We start from the raw sequence: 17,637 nt of genomic DNA, 5'->3' as shown, positions 1-17,637 counted from the left end.
TTAAGCATTTCCTCCAAGGGCATCGAGTGGGTTGGCTTTAGCTACGCGGCGGGTAGCAATAAGGGCGCCGGCCATGCCGAGGGCCCAGATGCCAACCGCGGGAACGGCGATGGTGCGCAGGGAAACATCGAAGGGCACGGTGCCGGAGGCAAGCGCGCCGAGCACCCAACCAACGACGGCGCCCACAATGGTGCCGGCAGCCAAGATGATGGCGGCCTGTGCCAGGGCATCGCGCAAGAGGTAGCGCACGGTGGCGCCGAGCGCGCGCAGGATGGACAGGTCGCGGGTGCGCTGGATGGTCCACACGGTCAAGAAAGCGACGGTGACCAGTGCGGAGATGCCGTACAAGAAGCCCTGCATGGTAAGCAGCGAGCCGCGCTCAGACTGATAGGCCGCCAAGCCGGAGAAGGACGTGGACACCTTCACGGAGCCTGGAACCTCTTGTTTATATAGCGCTGCCGTACCTATCACGCCCTGTGGAGCGTGGCTGATGCGCTGCCAAGTTTCGGTAGACGCCCATACCACCTCGGAGTGGGAGTACATGGTCTCTGGGACGGTGCCCTCCACCGAAAAGTCGGCGCCGCCTAGGGTGACGGTATCGGCCGCGTCGATGGACTCTGGCAGGAGCACTCCCTGCTCCGGGATGGTCTTATCGCTACCCGGAACCTGAGTGCCGGCCGGCAGGCTGAGGACGGCAACGCCGCCGTGCCCCTCCAGCTTGGTCTGGGCAGCGCCTAGAGGAATGCCATCGCTGGCGATATCGCCAGCGTGCATCTCGGACTCGCTGAAGGAGGGCTCCTCGGTGGAGAAGGAAATATACGGGTACTCCTCTTCCAGGGACTCCAACGCGGAAGTATTCTGCTTGGACAGGCCCTCCGTCAGGCCGGAGAGCATCACGAGCAGAAGGGTAATGAGCGCAACCGTGCCGCCGATGAGCGCGAAGCGGCCGCGCGCTGTGGTGATTTCTCTGATTGCTAGGAACATAGTTCTATATTCGCTTTATGCAGGTCAGAAGTAATCGGCCAGCTCGCTGAACCTCGAGTCAACCAAGTGGTTGATTCACGGTCCACCCGTGCGCGGATATCCTGGGTGGTTGTGTTTAAAGGACAAAAACTATGGGTCTATGGCCTCCACGCCATGTTCGCGTTTCTGCTGGTATTCGGCGTGGCGCGCGCCTATGTGGACGGCCGGCTCGATGCCCGGGTGATCGGCTTAGCCATCGCCCTCGCCGTGGTCTACTCCGCACAACGTTGGCTGCCCACATGGCTATGGCTAGGTGGGCTATGCGTGCTGTGGCTGGGCCTGATGGTCCATGCGCAAGATTTCATGTGGCTGGAATTCCCGCTCATTTTTGTCTTTCTGCGTGCTTTGCCCACCGTGCCTGGGTTGGTTTCCATCGCCGTGCTGTGGGCGGCGGCCGCCTTCATTCCCGCCTGGCTACACCCCGAGGGCTGGTCCATCGCTGCGGCCGTGGGCCCGCTTATCGGCACCGCCTTTGCGGCAACGGTCTTTTTCATCCAGCGACGCCTGCAGGCAGAAGCGGCGCACCACAGGGACATCGCCAAGCAGCTGCGCGAAACCCAAGCCGAGCTGGCCGCCAGCGAGCACCAAGCCGGCCGGCTAGAGGAGCGCGAGCGCCTCTCCCGGGAGATCCATGACACCGTCGCGCAAGGCCTTAGCTCCATCTTGCTGCTCTCCCGCGCGGCCCGTGGCACCGATGATCCCCGCACCAAAGAAGAGCAGCTGGCGGTCATCGAGGATGTCGCGAGCGAGAATCTGGCCGAGGCCCGCCGCTTCGTCCGTGAGCTTGCCGGCCCCGATGAACGGCTGGAAACCCAGCTCACCTCCCTGCTGTCCCAGATGCGCAGCCGTGTGAAAGCCTTGGGGGAAGAGACCACCTTTGAGCTGGTGGTTTCCGGCAGCGGCAAGGTGCCCGAACACATCAAAGAGGTCATCGTGCGCGCAGCCCAAGAGGGCCTGAATAACGTCATCAAACACGCCCACGCCTCGCGCGCGGTGGTTACGCTCGGCCTTTTCGAGGATGCGGTGACCTTGGACGTCGTTGATAATGGACGCGGACTATCCGCCTCCCCTCGCCCCAGTGGCAGGGATCATGGTTTCGGGCTTACCGGCCTCCGCGGCCGCGTGGAAGCTGTGGGCGGCACCATGAACCTGGAATCCGGCGAGGGCACCGCCCTGGCCGTCCGTATCCCGCTGAAGGAGAAAAGCAATGGTTAATGTCATGCTGATTGATGATCACCCAGTGGTCCGCGCCGGCCTGCGTGCCATCCTCAATACCTTCTCCGATGTCGAGGTAGTCATGGAAGGCTCTACCGGCGCGGATGTGGATAAGCTCTTTACTGACAACGCCCCGCAGGTAGATGCCGTGGTCTGCGATATCCAGATGCCCGGCATGGATGGCATCGCGGCCACCAAGCGCGTGGTGGAGGCCGGCGGCCCACCGGTGCTCATCCTGACCACCTATGACACGCAGGCCGATATCCTTGCCGCCGTGGAGGCCGGCGCGATGGGCTATCTACTCAAGGATTCCCCGGAGCAGGCGCTGCACGAGGCCGTGCTCAATACCGCCGCGCACCGCCGCACCTTGGCGCCGGAGGTGGTAGATCTCCTGGCCCAGCGAGTGGGCCGGCCGCAAGAATCGCTCTCCACCCGCGAGCTAGAAATTCTTCGGGCGCTTTCCAGCGGTTCCTCCAATAAGGAGCTGGCCAAGCAGCTCTTCATCTCTGAGGCCACGGTCAAGACCCACCTCATCCATATCTTCCAGAAGTTGGGCGTGGAAACTCGCACCGCCGCGGTGACCGTGGCGCGGGAAAGGAAGCTCATTTAATGCTGGACTGCATAGTCATTGGCGCCGGTCAGGCGGGTCTTGCGGTGGGCTATTACCTGCGTAAGAAGGGGCTGGATTTTGTCATTCTGGACGCTGAACCCGGCCCCGGTGCGGCCTGGCGTCACACCTGGCCTTCGCTGACGCTCTTTAGCAATTCCGCCTCTTCTAACCTGCCGGGGTGGCCCATGCCCCACCACGAGGGCTTTCCGCCGGCCAGCCACGTTATCGACTATTTTGCGCGCTACGAGCAGCGCTATGAACTGCCCATTCGCCGGCCGGTCAGAGTGGATGAGGTGACCCATGATGGCGCATGCTTCCACGTCTTTGCCGGTACAGAGCATTTGACCGCGCGCACGGTCGTGGCGGCCACGGGCACGTGGTCCGCGCCCTTTATCCCCTACTACCCCGGCGATTTTGGCGGACAGCAATGGCATTCAGCTTTCTACCCAGGCCCAGAGGACTTTGTCGGATCCACCGTCGCGGTCGTGGGTGCGGCCAATTCCGGCGCCCAAATCGCGGCCGAGCTCCTGCTCTCTGGCGTGGAGACCACCTGGTATACCCGCAGCTCCCCGCGGTGGATGCCCGATGATGTTGACGGCCGGGTGCTCTTCCAGCGCAATCGCGCCCGCCTCAACGCCATGCTGCGTGGCGAGCCAGACCCCGGCGCGGATTCCAACCTAGGCGATATTGTGATGGTTCCACCGGTCCTACGCGCGCGGGATTCAGGCCTTTTGCAGGCCACTCCCATGTTTTCTTCGCTTGAAGAAGTCGCCGCAGACCACCTCATATGGTGCACCGGTTTCCGGCCTGCCCTCCGGCCCATCCGCGGGCTCCTTGATGGCACCTCCCCCACCGTCGACGGCCTCTTCCTCGTGGGTTACGGCACATGGACCGGCCCCGGCTCCGCAACCATTACCGGGGTAAGCCCCTTTGCCAAGCAGACCGCGCACGACGTTGCGAATATATGTGACTAAAGCTATAGGTTAGTCCCAGCTGATTCGACTACACTGCCTTCACGCAGAGAGTGCGAAACGATTAGGGAAAGCTGGTCTATACATGTCTGCCTGGGATCTCTACGATGACCTCATCGATGCCATTCCCCGTGACATAGTGGTCTCCCGCGCCGCCCAAGGCCCGCGGTGGACCCGGGTATACACCGAAAGTCCTAGCTGCGGCATGGCCATGACCATGTCTGCCACCTCTCGCCCGGCCCAGATGCGCACCGAGTACACCGGCGTTCCTCTACGCGCCATCGCCCAGCTGGCCAAGAGCTGGAATTTTTCGGAGGCGTCCTTCGGCATGGCCGCGCTAAATTCCTACTACGCCACACCTTCCGTGGCCGGCGAGCATGGCTTTGCGCTTGCCGACGCCCCCTGGCCCCACATCTTCGATCCCTTCCGCAACGCCGTTGCTGGGAAGAAGGTCGCAGTCATTGGCCACTTCCCTTTTGCACCTAAAGCACTCAACCAGGCTGCGGATTTTTATATGTTGGAGCGCTCGCTCAATGAGGGCGACTATCCCGATTCCGCCGCCGAATACATCCTGCCCGAGTGCGATTATGTTTTTATTACCGGCTCCGCCTTTGTCAATAAAACCGCTCCCCGCCTGCTCGAGCTCTCCCGCGAGTCCTTCAATGTCGTCCTAGGCCCATCAACTCCCCTAGCCCCAGTACTGCTGGAAGACTACGGCGTATCGCAAGTCACCGGCATGGTTCCGTCCAATCCCGCAGGGATGTTTGAGGGCCTAGAGAAGGGTGATTCCCTCGATATGTTCAACTTCGGACACCGAGTCACCCTAGGGCGCTAAACAATCACTCCGGCCAAGATTACTGCAGCGAGAGCACCCAGTCCCGCCGCCGCAGTCCAGCCGATGAAGCGCACAGCTCGCAGCTGCGCCTTAAAACTGCTCCGGCTTAGCAGGAACGCACCCAAGGATGCGCCGAGGGTATTGAAGACCAAGTCGTCTACGTCGCTAAATCCCAGCGAGAATACGTATTGGGTAATTTCGATACCCAGGCTGAGCGCCATCGCCAGAAGGATGGTTCCACCGCGGCCAAAGCGGATGCGCCGCGAATTGTGCCCCATTACTACCAAGCACGCACCGAGCGGCATAAACAGCGCGATATTACCAAAGGTATTGGTCCACGGACCCCACCACGGATGAGGGTTATTAAACCCATTAAGCATCTGCAAATCTAGACTGCGGCGTGCGTGCGCAGACGCATCAACCACACCGGGGATATCTATAAAGGGCTTTCCCACCGTAGCTACTGCGATAGCCACCATGACAACCACGCAGGCTACGGCTGCACTGCGCCACAGCGTGCGCTTAGCAGGCATGCCACGCGCACCAATCTGGCGCGAGGCGCGGGCGGGCATCGTGGTCATCGTCATGTTGTTCAAGTTAACAAGCGAGCCTGAAAATTCTCCGTGAGATTCGCTGTTAAATGGCTGCATCACATTTAACGTACGATGGTGAGCATGAGCACTCTACTAGTTACTCGCAACGAAGATAAATCCGTTACGACCTCCTTTGAAGAGGGAGAGTTTTTCGGCGAAGGCGACCTTACCGTCGATGTTTCTTATTCTTCGCTGAACTACAAAGACGCCATGGCAATTGCCGGCGATCGTGGCGTCATGCGCACCAGCCCACTGGTTCCGGGCATCGACGTGGTCGGCACCGTTGCCGAGTCCAACGTGGAACGACTCCCGGTTGGCACCCTGGTAGCGTCCTTCGGCGATGGCCTCGGTGAATTCCGCCACGGCGGCTACACCCCGAAGCAGCGGGTGAATTCCCAGGCAACCGTTGCGTTGCCAGCAGACTTCACAGCAGAGCAGGCGGCCGCCGTGGGAACCGCAGGTTACACTGCCGCCCTGTGCGTTAATTCGTTGCGCGGGCTTCCCGATGGCCCCGTCTTGGTCACCGGCGCCACCGGTGGCGTAGGCTCCATCGCCGTGAATCTACTGTCCAATGCCGGTTACGAGGTCCACGCCATGACCGGCCGCCCAGATGACTATTCCCAGTACCTCCACGAGCTCGGTGCCCATACCATTGTGGACCGCGCCGAATTTGCTGAGGCCGGAAAGCCCCTGCAGAAGGCAACGTATGCCGGTGCGATTGATACCTCCGGCTCCAATATCTTGGCTAACGTATTGGCCCGCACTGTGTGGGGCGGCACCGTCGCCTCCACCGGCATGGCCGCCGGCCCAGACCTGCCCACCACCGTCTTGCCGTTCATTCTGCGCAATGTGCACCTCGCCGGCGTTAACTCTGTCGACGCCCCGCTGCACTACCGCCAGAACGCTTGGCAGCTCCTCGCACGCAAGCTGGACCGGTCCATCCTTGAGTCCCTGACCAATACGATTCCGCTGTCGGATGTTGTCGAGGAATCCAAGTCCCTCCTCGAGGGCACCCACCACGGACGCACCGTTCTTAAGATTTCCTAGGTCCCGCCTAGCCAATCTTCTAAGGCGCCCGCCGTTATAGCGGGTGCCTTTTTACATCCACCGGCCGGCGCGGACAGCTAGCTTTCCGACGTCCCCTCTTTAACTACCGCGCGTAGCAACGTGCGGGAAATCCTGCCCAAGGTTTGTAGGTCTTCGTCACTAAGGGTGCCCACCACGATCTCTTCGACTGTGGCAGTATGTCGCACGATCGCTGTGTTGAAAGCAGCACTTCCCTGTTCCGTCACAGTGACTTCAACTGCACGGGTTCCTAACTCCGGCGCCTCGCGCCTGGAAACCAATTTTCGGGACTCCATGCGCACTAACTGCCGATGCAACCGCGACTTCTCCCACCGAAGCTCCGCCGCCAATTCATGCGGGCGTGTAGAAATCTGGCGGCGACGATACAGAACGGCCAAAACCGCGTAGTCTGCCTCACTCAAACTAGAGCCACTCTGCAGCTCTCCAGAAAGCCGCGCGTGGAGCGCCTCTTGCATGGCAACAAAGTCAGCCCACGCCGCACTCTGCTCCACACGCATCGCATTCCTCCTTTGGTTCTCCTTCTATCAACAGTCTATACTGCAGAGTTGATCTAGCAACTCATAGGCTTGCTTGGAGTTGATACACCAACTCCCACTACTGAATAGGGATGTAGGTCTAAGAGAGCCACAATTTCACAAACCCATACCTTTGCTAGCGAAAACACTTTAATTTTCCTTTTGAATACCTATCTGCTGGTACTCACTATTGTTTGAGTAGGTATGTTCTTGACCTGAAAATTAAATAATGAAGCAAATACCCGCGACAAAAATGCGGCTGTGAAGGCAATGACTGCTCCGGCAGAGGAGACCGCAGCGTTTAGAATGGCAAGCATGGATAAGCTATTTAGCACGTGCGGTTTCGACTTCGCGGATATGGAAGAACTCATTGCGGAGCTACCTAACGACCACGACATGTGGGAGGCGCCCGGATTTGATCGAGTGTTATTCCACGCCGACCCGTCTGGCATGGCGGTTACAGGTATGGAGTACGAAGGGGAGTGGGCCGCAGTTCCTTCCTACCGGGGTGGGGAAGAGGCACCGGGCACGATATATCGCGCAACGCCCTATATCGGCATTGTGGAAACTGGTGATCTACAGTTCGCGGCGCTGGCGGATGCGCCCTTTGCCCTGCCGGCAGGCAACCCGGTCGGAGGAGAAAAGCTCCAGGGACAGGTGCGGCCGGCGGTTGTGGCATTGAAGTACGAGGTAGGGGAACCGGAAGAGTTTTCCTTGACTTCGCCTGCTACCGAGCGCTTCTACCGAAACTTCAAGCCCAGCATGCTCAACCCGCAGGTGGAAGTGGCGGGGACTATCGGGGGCGTCGCCAAGCACAGCAATGAGCTGGGCATGGGGGAGTTTTGGGTATGCGACCTCGACGGCCTCCCGCTCATCGTGAACGAGAAGCTGGAGGTCGGCCAGGGGATCCGGGCGCACGGCATTGCGCTGTGCGCCACGGAATTTTGGGACGAGTAACTACTTGACCACAAGGTTGACCATGCGGCCCGGAACGTAGATCTTCTTCACCACGTTCTTGCCGTTGGTCAGATCGGCAATCTTTGCGTCGGCGAGGGCAACGTCAAAGACCGCGTCCTGGTCCGCATCAGCGGCCACGTTGATCCGGGCCTTGACCTTGCCGTTGATCTGAACCGGCACCTCAATCTCGTCGTCTACCAGGTATTTTTCCTCAAAAGTGGGGAAGGGCTGATAGGTGATGGTCTCGTCATGGCCGAAGCGCTGCCACAGTTCCTCCGCGATATGCGGGGCAATGGGGGAGACCAACTGTGCGATCGGCTCCACGGCGGCGCGCGGGGCCTCGGTGCGGTAGGTCTTAGTCAGGTAGTTGACGTACTCGATGAGCTTGGCCACCACGGTATTAAGCCGCAGGTTCTCGTAATCATCGCGCACGCCTGCGATGGTGCGGTGGAGCTGCTTGAGGTCATCCTCGCTCAAGGCGGCGTCGGTAGTGGCCAGCTCGCCGGTGTCCTCATTGACGGCTAGGCGCCACAGGCGCTGCAAGAAGCGCTGGGAGCCTACGACGTCCTTGGTAGCCCACGGGCGAGACGTATCCAGCGGACCCATGGACATCTCATAAACACGCAGGGTATCGGCACCGAAGTCGCGGCAAATATCGTCCGGAGCCACGGCATTCTTGAGGGACTTGCCCATCTTGCCATACTCCTGATTGACCTCTTCGCCGTCGTAGTAGAACTTGCCGTCCTTTTCCTCTACTTCCGCGGCCGGAACGTACACGCCGCGGGAATCCGTGTAGGCATAGGCCTGGATATAACCCTGGTTGTACAGGCGGCGGTAGGGCTCTTGGGAGCTAACAAAGCCCAGGTCAAAGAGCACCTTATGCCAGAAGCGGGAGTAGAGCAGATGCAGCACGGCGTGCTCGACGCCGCCGACGTAGAGGTCCACGCCGCCCGAGTCCTGCGGGCCATGCTGCTCCGGACGCGGGCCGGTCCAGTAGCGCTCGTTTTCGATATCGCAGAATGCCTCATCATTGCGGGGATCGATATAGCGCAGCTGATACCAGGAAGAACCCGCCCACTGCGGCATAACGTTGGTATCGCGGAAATAGGTCTGTGGACCGTCGCCCAGATCCAGCTCTACCTCGACCCAATCGCGCACCTTTGCCAGCGGTGGTTGTGGCTCGGAATCCTTGTCCTCGGGATCAAAGGAAACTGGCTTATAGTCTTCCACCTCTGGTAGCTCTACCGGCAGCATGGATTCCGGCAGGGCGTGGGCAAAGCCGTTCTTGTCGTAGACGATGGGGAAGGGCTCGCCCCAGTAACGCTGGCGGGCGAAGAGCCAATCGCGCAGCTTGTACTGCACCTTTTCGCGGCCAGAGCCGTCCTTTTCCAGCCATTCAATGGCCGCGGCAATGGCCTCGGCCTTATTCAGGCCGTTAAGATCCAGGCCTTTGTCGTTGGAGGAATTAACCAGCGCGCCGTCCTCGGTCCAGGCTTCTTCCTCCACGTTTCCGCCAGAGACAACCTCCGTAATAGGTAGGCCGAAGGCCTGGGCAAACTCGTAGTCACGGGTGTCGTGCGCCGGAACTGCCATGATGGCGCCGGTGCCGTAGCCGGTCAGGACATAGTCCGCGATGAAGATCGGGACCTTCTTGCCAGAAACCGGGTTGGTGGCATAAGTACCCAGGAAGACGCCGGTCTTTTCCTTGTTCTCCTGGCGCTCCAGGTCGGACTTGGCGGCAATATCGGTGCGGTAGGACTCCACGGCCTCCTTCGGATCATCGTGGCCATAGGTCCAACGCTCATCCACGTCATCGTCATAAGGGATGGGGGAGAGGAGGGCGTCGACAAGCTCGTGCTCTGGGGCCAGCACCACGTACTCGGCACCGAAGAGGGTATCCGGGCGGGTGGTAAAGACCTCGATCTCGTAGCCCTCGGCAGGGAAGGAGACCTCTGCGCCGCGGGAACGGCCGATCCAATTGCGCTGCATGGACTTGACCTTGTCCGGCCAATCCAAAAGCTCCAGATCATCCAGCAAGCGATCGGAGTAGGCGGTAATGCGCATCATCCACTGCGAAAGGTTCTTGCGGAAGACCGGGAAATTGCCGCGCTCGGACTTGCCCTCAGCGGTGACCTCCTCGTTTGCCAGCACGGTACCCAAGCCCGGGCACCAATTCACCGTGGAATTAGACAGGTAGACCAGGCGGAATTCATCGATGGCCGCGGCCTTTTCCTCTTCGGTGAGGTCCTCGTAGTAGCGGCCATCCTTAGTGGTGCGCTTATTGGCCTCCAGCTCCTTGATGAGCTCTGCAATCGGGCGCGCCTTCTGCTGCTCCTCATCGAACCAAGAGTTATAAATCTGCAGGAAGATCCACTGCGTCCACTTGAAGAACTCCGGATCGGTTGATTCCACAGAGCGGCGCGGATCGTGGCCCAGGCCCAACATGCCCAGCTGGCGGCGCATGTTTTCAATATTCGCCTCGGTGGTGGTGCGCGGGTGGGTACCGGTCTGGATGGCGTACTGCTCGGCCGGCAGGCCGAAGGCATCGTAGCCCAAGGTGTGCAACACGTTCTTGCCCAGCATGCGGTTATAGCGGGCGTACGTATCGGTGGCGATATATCCCAGTGGGTGTCCCACGTGCAGGCCCGCACCGGAAGGGTAGGGGAACATATCCTGCACATTGAGCTTTTCCTTAGGCAACTCGCCCGCATCGGTGGCGAGCTCGCCTACCGGGTTCGGGGCATTAAAGGTGCCATTGTCTTTCCAGTACTGCTGCCAGGTCTTCTCGATCTGGTTCGCCAGCTCCGGGGTATAGCGGTACGAAGTGGAATCGCTCTGGGTAGTCATAATCACACAGTGTAATAGCCGCATCCCGGCGCGGGGTAGTTCGCTATGCTTTCCGCGTTCTGCTTGGCACGCACATCCAAAATCCCCGCCGTAATCGCCCCCGGTTTTCGCGCCATTTCCGCCGCTCGCAGCCAAAATGCAGATCTGCATGAAAATGATCTAGGCTGGGGTAAATGAGCCAGGAGAAGTTTCGCAGCCAGCTATCATCTTTTGCAGACGCAGCGGTATTTCAGGGGATCCCGCACCTGCGCCTCTCCCCAGCTACCAACACATTGGAGCTGTACCTACCGGCCGTAACCGCAGGTTATGAGCCAGAAGATCCCCAGTGGACCGTGACCGCACAGCTGCTCGACGGCAGCGAGGACACCCGCAAGTTCTACTACGTGGAGGGCGAGGAGCCCGGCTTGTGGATCAGCATGCCGCGTGCCTTTAGCCACCTCAGCGTTTCCTTTGAGGAGCACACCTTGGAGTTTGCCGGCGTGGCCAATGGCGGATTGCTGCTCGATTCCACCCATCGCCCAATCGATACCACCACAGCGGTAGCCAAGGGTTCTTATACCTTCATCGCCCCCACCGGCACGGAGCTTGCTAAGGCCAAGGTCGGCGAGGCCCGTCCCCACGGTGCATGGGAGGGCTGGACCATCGCCCCGGTCGAGGTCAGCCAGTCTTTCACCGTGGAGGTTCCGCGCCAAGAATCCGCGACCATCAAGGTGTCCGGCAGCCCTGATTTTGCCTGGGACATGGCCGTGAAGACGCTACCTAATGCCCATGGCCTAGATGGTGAACTGGTCTATACCCAGTCCCCGCGGGTCATCGCCAATACGGAACTCAGCATGGAGCTGGCCTATGTCCCCATTGGTGGGGAAGAGGAGGCCGTGCTGGAGGATGAACTACCGGAGGGCATTCACGAGGTACTTCCCGCAGACGCCTTCGAGGATCCCTGGGTGGGCCGCTACCGCTTCACCCTGTACAAGGACGAGGAACTGGTGGATATCCAGTACCTCAATTTTGCGGAGTCGCTGCACATGCGTGCCAAGAACGAGGGCCCGCGCGGCACCAACTTTCGCTTTATCGATGCCCTGGGCAACCTTTCGCCGTTTAGCTATGCCTTGGCTTCTGCGCCGGGCAAGGCTATCCAAATGGAAAAGGGCCAGCGCGTCTTTGGCGAGGACGAAAGCGTGCGCGAGGAGACCGTCGGCAGTGAGGCCGGCTATGAGCTGACCTTCCAGGTGGAGCCGGCGACGATTCGTACTCGAGTCAAACGCACCGCGGCCGAGCCCGTGGATTACCTGGATAAGCAGGTCATCCTGGCGGACCAGCTCGATGCGGATGCACTTTTTACCATTCATTCTCCGGAGCCACTGCCGCTGGCAAAGTTCGTGGTTATTGATAAGAACCAGAAGATTAGGGACCTGGTCACCGCCAATGGCTCAACGGAAGCGGCCACCAGCCTATCCGTACCCAACCGCGCGCTGAAGTCGGCACTGACGAAGAAGACCTCGCTGGAGCTTTACCTCCTGTGGTCCACGTTGTCCTATGAGGAGTACCTCGAAGGACTGCCGGAAAAGGAGCGCGCAGCGCACCAAAAACGCAGCTTTGAGCGGCGCGTCATGGAATATGAGGCCACCGCGGCCAGCGACCTCATTTATGCCGCCATCGCCACCGTGCGCAAGGCACCGTTGGTCGCCCGCGCAACCATTGAGGACGGCATCCTCGTCCCCGAGCAGGCGCACGAGGAGGAGGTAGAGCTATTGGCTTGGGCGTGGCCGCTGGGCAATCCCGCGGGCGAGCCGCTACCGCTGGAGCCCACTGAGGAAGGCTTTGAGCTGCCCGAGGAGCTGCTGGACGCCGGCCACCTCATCGTGGACTTCCGCGAGGATGAGCCGGCCAGCGACTTGGCCGCGCCGCAGTACCCGCCGGCTAGCGCTCTTATCATCTTCCACGACGGTGAAACCGAAAACACCGAGGGTATGTGGCCTGCCTACGCGGCCATGCGCCGCCTCGCACCCAAGGCCAAGGAAACCTTCGAGGGAATCATCAAGGAGATTGAGGCCGATCCGCGCGCCAGCATGGATGCACTTATGGCCGCGGAATTTGAGCCGGGGCAGCGCATGCGCGCCTTTGTCCGCACCGGCTTGGTCTCCCGCACCTTCCGCCGCGAGGAGCCGGCCACCGAGCCTTCCTCACTCTTGGCCGCGCTTGCCGACGCCGCCCATGACTACGTCGAAGCCCACGGCTCCGCCTCCCTCGCGCGCGTGCCGTCCACCGGCGTCGACGATGTCACCCGCCCCATGCTGCTGATGAGTGCAACGGGCGAGGCACCTACGCCAGCAACGGACAGCGACCAGCTCTGCGATGATGCCCACCGCATCGCCGCACTGCGCGAGTGCTTTGCCAATGACCTTGCGCTCACCCGCTTGGGCACCATTTCTAACCTGCGTAACACCGCAATGCAGCTGCGGGTGACGCTGCAACAGCTGGGCGTCGATAAGTCCGTCCTGCATACCCTGCTCGCGCTGGACGCCTTTGGCGATGGCAATTCGGAGCTCGGCGATTCCGCCTGGATGCCGTTTATTTCCTATGTCTTTGCCATCACGGCGCGCGGCGTGGCCAATGGCCAGCTGGCGGACCCTGCTTTCGCCGCCACGCTTGACGACGCCCTCCCACAGCTCGCCGAGGCCGTCTCCCTCGCCCCGCAGCTGTTCTACCGCGATATTCTCACCGCGGAGGCCCTCACGCTGAGCTAGGGTGGCAGGCATGCAGGTCATCTCTACCAATGTCGCCGTCCGCCGGCCGGACCCGAGCGGGCGGCATGAGTTCTCGGGCATCGATAAGCAACCGCAGGACTTTATCGATCTGGCAGCGCCCGGACCCCATTACGGCGATGGGTCCGGCGTGCGCGGCGATATAATTGGTGACACCCAACATCACGGCGGCAACGATAAGGCCGTCTACGCTTACTCCCGCGAGGAACTGGATTACTGGCAATCTGAACTTTCCCGCCCGCTGGCCTCCGGCGGCTTTGGCGAAAATCTCACCACGCAGGGCATCGATCTGTCTGCTCTGCTCATCAATCAGCGCGTGTGCATCGGCACCGCCGTGCTTGAGGTATCCGTGCCCCGACAACCATGTGCCACCTTCGCCGGCTGGCTAGGGGAGCGCGGCTGGCTCAAGCGCTGGACCGCGCGTGGTGACTGCGGCACCTACCTGCGCATCATGTCCCCCGGCCGCATTCGCCCCGGCGACGCCATTGAGCTGGATAACCCACCCAGCCACGGCATCACCATGCGCATGGCCTTTGCCGCCAAGATGGGCGACCGCGCCCTCGCCCGGCGCGTTGTAGATGCTGGCTGCCTGCCCACTCACCAACAGAACTCGCTTCGCACCTAGTTACACAAGGGCTCATAGTCCGCCATCAATGTCGCCGTTGTTCCGCCCGCACTCGATGAGCCCAAACATCCGGTAGGCAACGAGACCGCAGGCTGTGTCAGGGCCTTTAGCTTACCGGCGAGGCCAGCACCCTCTTCTTGCCCGGAGTGCACGCAAAACAAAAGCACGCCAGCGCTTAGCGCTGGCGTGCTTTTCATGCCGAGTGCGAAGGAGGGGCAGTGGCTGTGTTACTTGCCCGCTTCAAAGCTCAGATGGTGCCCCTTCGCCTTAGGGAAGCGGCCGTGCACGAAGAAGTAGTAGATAGCGGCGATGACCACGAGACCCGCGAGAATGAGATACATCGTGTCAAAGCCCGTTGCCCCAACAATGGGGCCCAGGCCGAACGGGGCCAGGCCAATACCGAGGTCCATGAGCAGGAACATGGTGGAGATACCGGCGCCCATCTGCGCGGCAGGAACCGAGCGCACGGAGATGGCTTGGCAGGCGGGGCTGAGGGTGCCGAAGCCCAAACCGGTGCAGGCGCCCGCGACCACCAGCATGACGTCATTGGTGGGGAAACCCATGATCAGCAGGGCCACGACAAAGGCGGCCAAGCCGAGGTACATCACGGCATTATCACCCTTATGGTCCTGGATACGGCCCAAGACGAAGCGCATGATGAGCATCGTGACCGCATAGCCGATAAAGAAGAGCCCTGCGCCGGTGGCCAGGTCTTCCTTGCGGGCGTAGGCGTTGAGGTAGGTCACCACGCCGGAGTAGGCGATGCCGACTAGGAGCATGAATAGACCGATGGGCACCACGTTGGGGTGCACGGCATTGCGCAACTTAAAGGCCGGCTTTTCGGAGGAAACCTCGGCCGGATAGCGCAGCACCAAGGCCAGGATCAAGGAAACAATATTTGCACCAAGGGCGACAGCAAAAAGCGTGGTGTAGCCGATGTTATTAGCCAATAACAGGCCGATAGCTGGACCAAACGCGGTTGCAAGGGTAGTGCCCAGGGCGAAGTATCCGGTGCCTTCCGCACGGCGTTCATGTGGGATAACGGACTGCGCCACCGCCATGAGTGCCGTGGAGGTCAAGGCATAGCCCGCGCCGTGCACCATTCGCACGATAATCAAGACCGCAACATTATGCGCAAAAAAGTACGCCACAGCTACAACTGTGACGAAGGCCAGGGAAGTCAAGGCCGCCTTCTTGTGGCCCACGCGGTCCACGATCCAGCCGGAGAACACGCGCATGCACGTCGCGCCCAGAACAAAGGCACTGGAGGCGAAACCACCGACGGTATCCGATGCCCCGAAGCTTTCTACCGCGTAGAGGGCCATGGTGGTTACGGACAGGTAAAAGACCAAGAACTGACAAAAATTAGCCACCCACGCGAGGACAAACGTAGGCGTAATCAGCTGCGGTTTAGCCGCTGCAGATTCCGTAGGCGTCATATACTCACTCCAAATAACAAAAAGAAAATTCCCTCTCCACGCGCTGGCCATAAGGCCACGCATCGCAGACGAAGGAAATAGAAATTGAATTATACGGAGAGGCACTATACGCCCCGCAGGCCGCAAAGGTTAATCAAAAGCCCTTACAGGCTCTTATCAAAGCCGCCCCCGTTTCGGCGGCTACCGGCAAATTGCCAGGCCTTGAACTGGCACAATGCTACCCACTGGGCAGGTAGCACAGATTCGTGCACGCTTAGGAGACGCTGGTCAGGAGATTTGCATAAATAGCTTGAGCCGGGTCGCGCAAAGGGGACCCGGCTGGTTTCTCCCGCCTTGTAAAGCGCTCAAACCTTTAGGCCCCGGTATAAGGATCACGGATACCCAAGTACTGCACCGCGGTATATTCTTCAATACCTTCGGCGCCGCCTTCGCGTCCTAAACCAGATTGCTTGACACCGCCGAATGGGGCAGCGGCATTAGAGATGACACCGGCATTGAATCCCATCAAGCCAAACTCGAGGCCGTCGGCAACGCGCCAGAGGCGATCGGAATCCTCCGTATATACATAGGAGGCAAGTCCGTACTCCGTATCGTTCGCAATCGCTAACGCTTCCGATTCGTCCTTGAAGGTAAGGATGGGCGCAATCGGTCCAAAAATTTCTTCCTGAGCCACGCGAGTTTCACGTGAAACATTACTCAGGATAGTGGGCGCATAGAAGTGGCCCGCGCCCTCGCCGCGGGTGCCACCGGTGACAACGGTCGCGCCCTTGTCCACCGCATCCTCAACCAGGGCTGCAACATTGTCGAGGGCCTTAGCCTCAATCAACGGACCACACGTCACGCCTTCGTCCATGCCATTGCCAACGACAAGCTTCTCAAACTCTGTTGCCAGCTTCTGCGTAAACTGCTCTGCCACGGACTCGTGCACCAAGAAGCGGTTGGCCGCGGTGCAGGCCTCGCCGATATTGCGCATCTTGGCGCCCATAGCTCCCGCAACCGCTTGGTCAATATCCGCATCCTCGAAAACAATGAACGGTGCATTACCGCCAAGCTCCATAGAGGTGCGCAAGACATTATCCGCGGCACCCTTAAGGAGGGTTTTGCCCACTGGGGTAGAACCGGTGAAGGAGAGCTTGCGCAAGCGGGCGTCGGCAAGCAAGGGCTCCGAAATGGCCGAAGCGGAGCTGCCGGAGACCACATTGAGCACGCCCTGTGGCAGGCCGGCATCGAGCATGGTTTGTGCGAAGTACTGCGTGGTGAGCGGCGTCAGCTTGGCCGGCTTCAGGACCATGGTGCAGCCCGCTGCAACGGCCGGAGCAACCTTTCGGGTGGCCATGGCGAGGGGGAAGTTCCACGGAGTAATCAATAGACACGGACCCACAGGCTTGCGGCGGGTAACCATGCGCAAGGTACCTTCCGGGACGGGGGAGTAGCGGCCATAATCGCGCGTGGCTTCCTCACTAAACCACCGCAAGTATTCCGCACCATAGGTAACCTCACCTTGCGACTCGGCAAAGGGCTTTCCCATCTCAAGAGTCATCAGGGTGGCGAACTCATCGGCGCGCTCGTGTACCAATTCAAAGGCGCGGCGTAGAATATCAGCGCGCTCGCGCGGGGTGGTGCGCACCCACTCATCTTGGGCCACACAGGCAGCGTCGAGGGCAGCCACCGCATCATCAGAATTCGCCGAGGACAGCGTGGCGATGGTCGCGCCCGTCGCCGGATTTTCTACGTCAAAGGTCTCACCGGAAGACGCGTCGCGCCACTGTCCGCCTATCAAAAGCTGAGTGGGGACCTTCGCTAGTAGTTCCTTCTGGTCGATGCTCATATTCATCACCTTTCTCCATTGCGTGAATGCACTCCACAGTACCGCGATTCGTTAGCTGGCTTTCTTGGTCCGGCGCCAAGCACAAGCGCATAGTGGGAGAGGATGAATATTTTTATCGATTACCTGACCGGCTATAGAAATCTAGGTTAGTATGACCGTTATGAAGAAGATGACTACTGCTTGGTGGTGGCGCGCGTAACCCGCGGGCCTTATTCCACATCCCATTTTTAGGCTCGCATTCTGCGGGCCTTTTGGCGTTTTAGTGCCTCTGCTCGCGGAAGCTTCCTATCCGTTTCCCCGTTCCCCACACCCATCGAAAGGGCACTGC

Annotated in this window: 14 protein-coding genes; 8 read left to right on the top strand and 6 right to left on the bottom strand. The window is 60.2% G+C overall.

Going from position 1 to position 17,637, the window contains the following annotated elements; translation table 11 throughout:
- Positions 1-984, bottom strand: coding sequence for an ABC transporter permease (locus MHY22_RS08990; RefSeq protein ID WP_239279011.1), 984 nt, complete (start codon positions 982-984; stop codon positions 1-3).
- 153 nt (positions 985-1,137) lie between these two features.
- On the opposite strand from MHY22_RS08990, the gene MHY22_RS08985 reads away from it, so the two are divergent.
- The 4 genes from MHY22_RS08985 to MHY22_RS08970 all read left to right on the top strand — a co-directional run bounded on the left by MHY22_RS08985 (position 1,138) and on the right by MHY22_RS08970 (position 4,654).
- Positions 1,138-2,238, top strand: coding sequence for a sensor histidine kinase (locus MHY22_RS08985; protein WP_239279030.1), 1,101 nt, complete (start codon positions 1,138-1,140; stop codon positions 2,236-2,238).
- Entirely contained in the window at positions 2,231-2,848 is a 618-nt protein-coding gene (locus MHY22_RS08980) for a response regulator transcription factor (protein WP_239279010.1), read from the top strand. The genes MHY22_RS08985 and MHY22_RS08980 overlap by 8 nt, the downstream gene beginning before the upstream one ends.
- Complete coding sequence (locus MHY22_RS08975) at positions 2,848-3,822, top strand: NAD(P)-binding domain-containing protein (RefSeq protein WP_239279009.1); 975 nt, start codon at positions 2,848-2,850, stop codon at positions 3,820-3,822. The genes MHY22_RS08980 and MHY22_RS08975 overlap by 1 nt, the downstream gene beginning before the upstream one ends.
- Before the next feature lie 82 nt (positions 3,823-3,904).
- A complete protein-coding gene (locus MHY22_RS08970) occupies positions 3,905-4,654 on the top strand; it encodes a DUF364 domain-containing protein (protein ID WP_239279007.1) in 750 nt (249 codons plus the stop codon).
- On the opposite strand, the gene MHY22_RS08965 is transcribed toward MHY22_RS08970, so the two are convergent.
- Positions 4,651-5,241 (bottom strand): VanZ family protein, encoded by a 591-nt coding sequence (locus tag MHY22_RS08965; protein WP_239279006.1) that lies wholly within the window; start codon positions 5,239-5,241, stop codon positions 4,651-4,653. The genes MHY22_RS08970 and MHY22_RS08965 overlap by 4 nt on opposite strands.
- A 78-nt stretch (positions 5,242-5,319) precedes the next feature.
- Between MHY22_RS08965 and MHY22_RS08960 the strand changes: the two genes are divergently transcribed.
- Positions 5,320-6,294, top strand: coding sequence for an MDR family oxidoreductase (locus MHY22_RS08960; RefSeq protein ID WP_239279005.1), 975 nt, complete (start codon positions 5,320-5,322; stop codon positions 6,292-6,294).
- Between the two features lie 77 nt (positions 6,295-6,371).
- On the opposite strand, the gene MHY22_RS08955 is transcribed toward MHY22_RS08960, so the two are convergent.
- Positions 6,372-6,830, bottom strand: a complete 459-nt coding sequence (locus tag MHY22_RS08955; protein ID WP_239279004.1) for a MarR family winged helix-turn-helix transcriptional regulator — start codon at positions 6,828-6,830, stop codon at positions 6,372-6,374.
- A 333-nt stretch (positions 6,831-7,163) separates the two neighbouring features.
- On the opposite strand from MHY22_RS08955, the gene MHY22_RS08950 reads away from it, so the two are divergent.
- Positions 7,164-7,805, top strand: coding sequence for a hypothetical protein (locus MHY22_RS08950; RefSeq protein WP_239279003.1), 642 nt, complete (start codon positions 7,164-7,166; stop codon positions 7,803-7,805).
- Here MHY22_RS08950 and leuS read toward each other — a convergent pair whose 3' ends face one another.
- The gene (gene leuS, locus MHY22_RS08945) at positions 7,806-10,652 is read right to left on the bottom strand and encodes a leucine--tRNA ligase (protein ID WP_239279002.1); all 2,847 of its coding nucleotides are present in this window, start codon (positions 10,650-10,652) and stop codon (positions 7,806-7,808) included.
- Positions 10,653-10,825: 173 nt separating this feature from the next.
- Between leuS and MHY22_RS08940 the strand changes: the two genes are divergently transcribed.
- Entirely contained in the window at positions 10,826-13,399 is a 2,574-nt protein-coding gene (locus MHY22_RS08940; RefSeq protein ID WP_239279001.1) for a hypothetical protein, read from the top strand.
- A gap of 10 nt (positions 13,400-13,409) precedes the next feature.
- Complete coding sequence (locus MHY22_RS08935; RefSeq protein ID WP_239279000.1) at positions 13,410-14,042, top strand: MOSC domain-containing protein; 633 nt, start codon at positions 13,410-13,412, stop codon at positions 14,040-14,042.
- A gap of 227 nt (positions 14,043-14,269) precedes the next feature.
- On the opposite strand, the gene MHY22_RS08930 is transcribed toward MHY22_RS08935, so the two are convergent.
- Positions 14,270-15,481, bottom strand: a complete 1,212-nt coding sequence (locus MHY22_RS08930; RefSeq protein WP_198492242.1) for an MFS transporter — start codon at positions 15,479-15,481, stop codon at positions 14,270-14,272.
- A 352-nt stretch (positions 15,482-15,833) separates the two neighbouring features.
- Positions 15,834-17,315, bottom strand: coding sequence for an NAD-dependent succinate-semialdehyde dehydrogenase (locus MHY22_RS08925; protein ID WP_370658849.1), 1,482 nt, complete (start codon positions 17,313-17,315; stop codon positions 15,834-15,836).
- Between the last annotated feature and the right edge of the window lie 322 nt (positions 17,316-17,637).

Source organism: Corynebacterium sp. ACRPO (assembly GCF_022347205.1).
Classification (GTDB): Bacteria; Actinomycetota; Actinomycetes; order Mycobacteriales; family Mycobacteriaceae; genus Corynebacterium.
Note: the sequence above shows the minus strand (reverse complement) of the source record. Positions and strands in the feature narration are given on the sequence as shown.

Excerpts from the sequence above, each read along its gene's own strand:
- MHY22_RS08990 (WP_239279011.1), bottom strand. The coding sequence starts at position 984 with ATGTTCCTAGCAATCAGAGAAATCACCACAGCGCGCGGCCGCTTCGCG.
- MHY22_RS08985 (WP_239279030.1), top strand. The coding sequence starts at position 1,138 with ATGTTCGCGTTTCTGCTGGTATTCGGCGTGGCGCGCGCCTATGTGGAC.
- MHY22_RS08980 (WP_239279010.1), top strand. The coding sequence starts at position 2,231 with ATGGTTAATGTCATGCTGATTGATGATCACCCAGTGGTCCGCGCCGGC.
- MHY22_RS08975 (WP_239279009.1), top strand. The coding sequence starts at position 2,848 with ATGCTGGACTGCATAGTCATTGGCGCCGGTCAGGCGGGTCTTGCGGTG.
- MHY22_RS08970 (WP_239279007.1), top strand. The coding sequence starts at position 3,905 with ATGTCTGCCTGGGATCTCTACGATGACCTCATCGATGCCATTCCCCGT.
- MHY22_RS08965 (WP_239279006.1), bottom strand. The coding sequence starts at position 5,241 with ATGACGATGACCACGATGCCCGCCCGCGCCTCGCGCCAGATTGGTGCG.
- MHY22_RS08960 (WP_239279005.1), top strand. The coding sequence starts at position 5,320 with ATGGTGAGCATGAGCACTCTACTAGTTACTCGCAACGAAGATAAATCC.
- MHY22_RS08955 (WP_239279004.1), bottom strand. The coding sequence starts at position 6,830 with ATGCGTGTGGAGCAGAGTGCGGCGTGGGCTGACTTTGTTGCCATGCAA.
- MHY22_RS08950 (WP_239279003.1), top strand. The coding sequence starts at position 7,164 with ATGGATAAGCTATTTAGCACGTGCGGTTTCGACTTCGCGGATATGGAA.
- leuS (WP_239279002.1), bottom strand. The coding sequence starts at position 10,652 with ATGACTACCCAGAGCGATTCCACTTCGTACCGCTATACCCCGGAGCTG.
- MHY22_RS08940 (WP_239279001.1), top strand. The coding sequence starts at position 10,826 with ATGAGCCAGGAGAAGTTTCGCAGCCAGCTATCATCTTTTGCAGACGCA.
- MHY22_RS08935 (WP_239279000.1), top strand. The coding sequence starts at position 13,410 with ATGCAGGTCATCTCTACCAATGTCGCCGTCCGCCGGCCGGACCCGAGC.
- MHY22_RS08930 (WP_198492242.1), bottom strand. The coding sequence starts at position 15,481 with ATGACGCCTACGGAATCTGCAGCGGCTAAACCGCAGCTGATTACGCCT.
- MHY22_RS08925 (WP_370658849.1), bottom strand. The coding sequence starts at position 17,315 with ATGAATATGAGCATCGACCAGAAGGAACTACTAGCGAAGGTCCCCACT.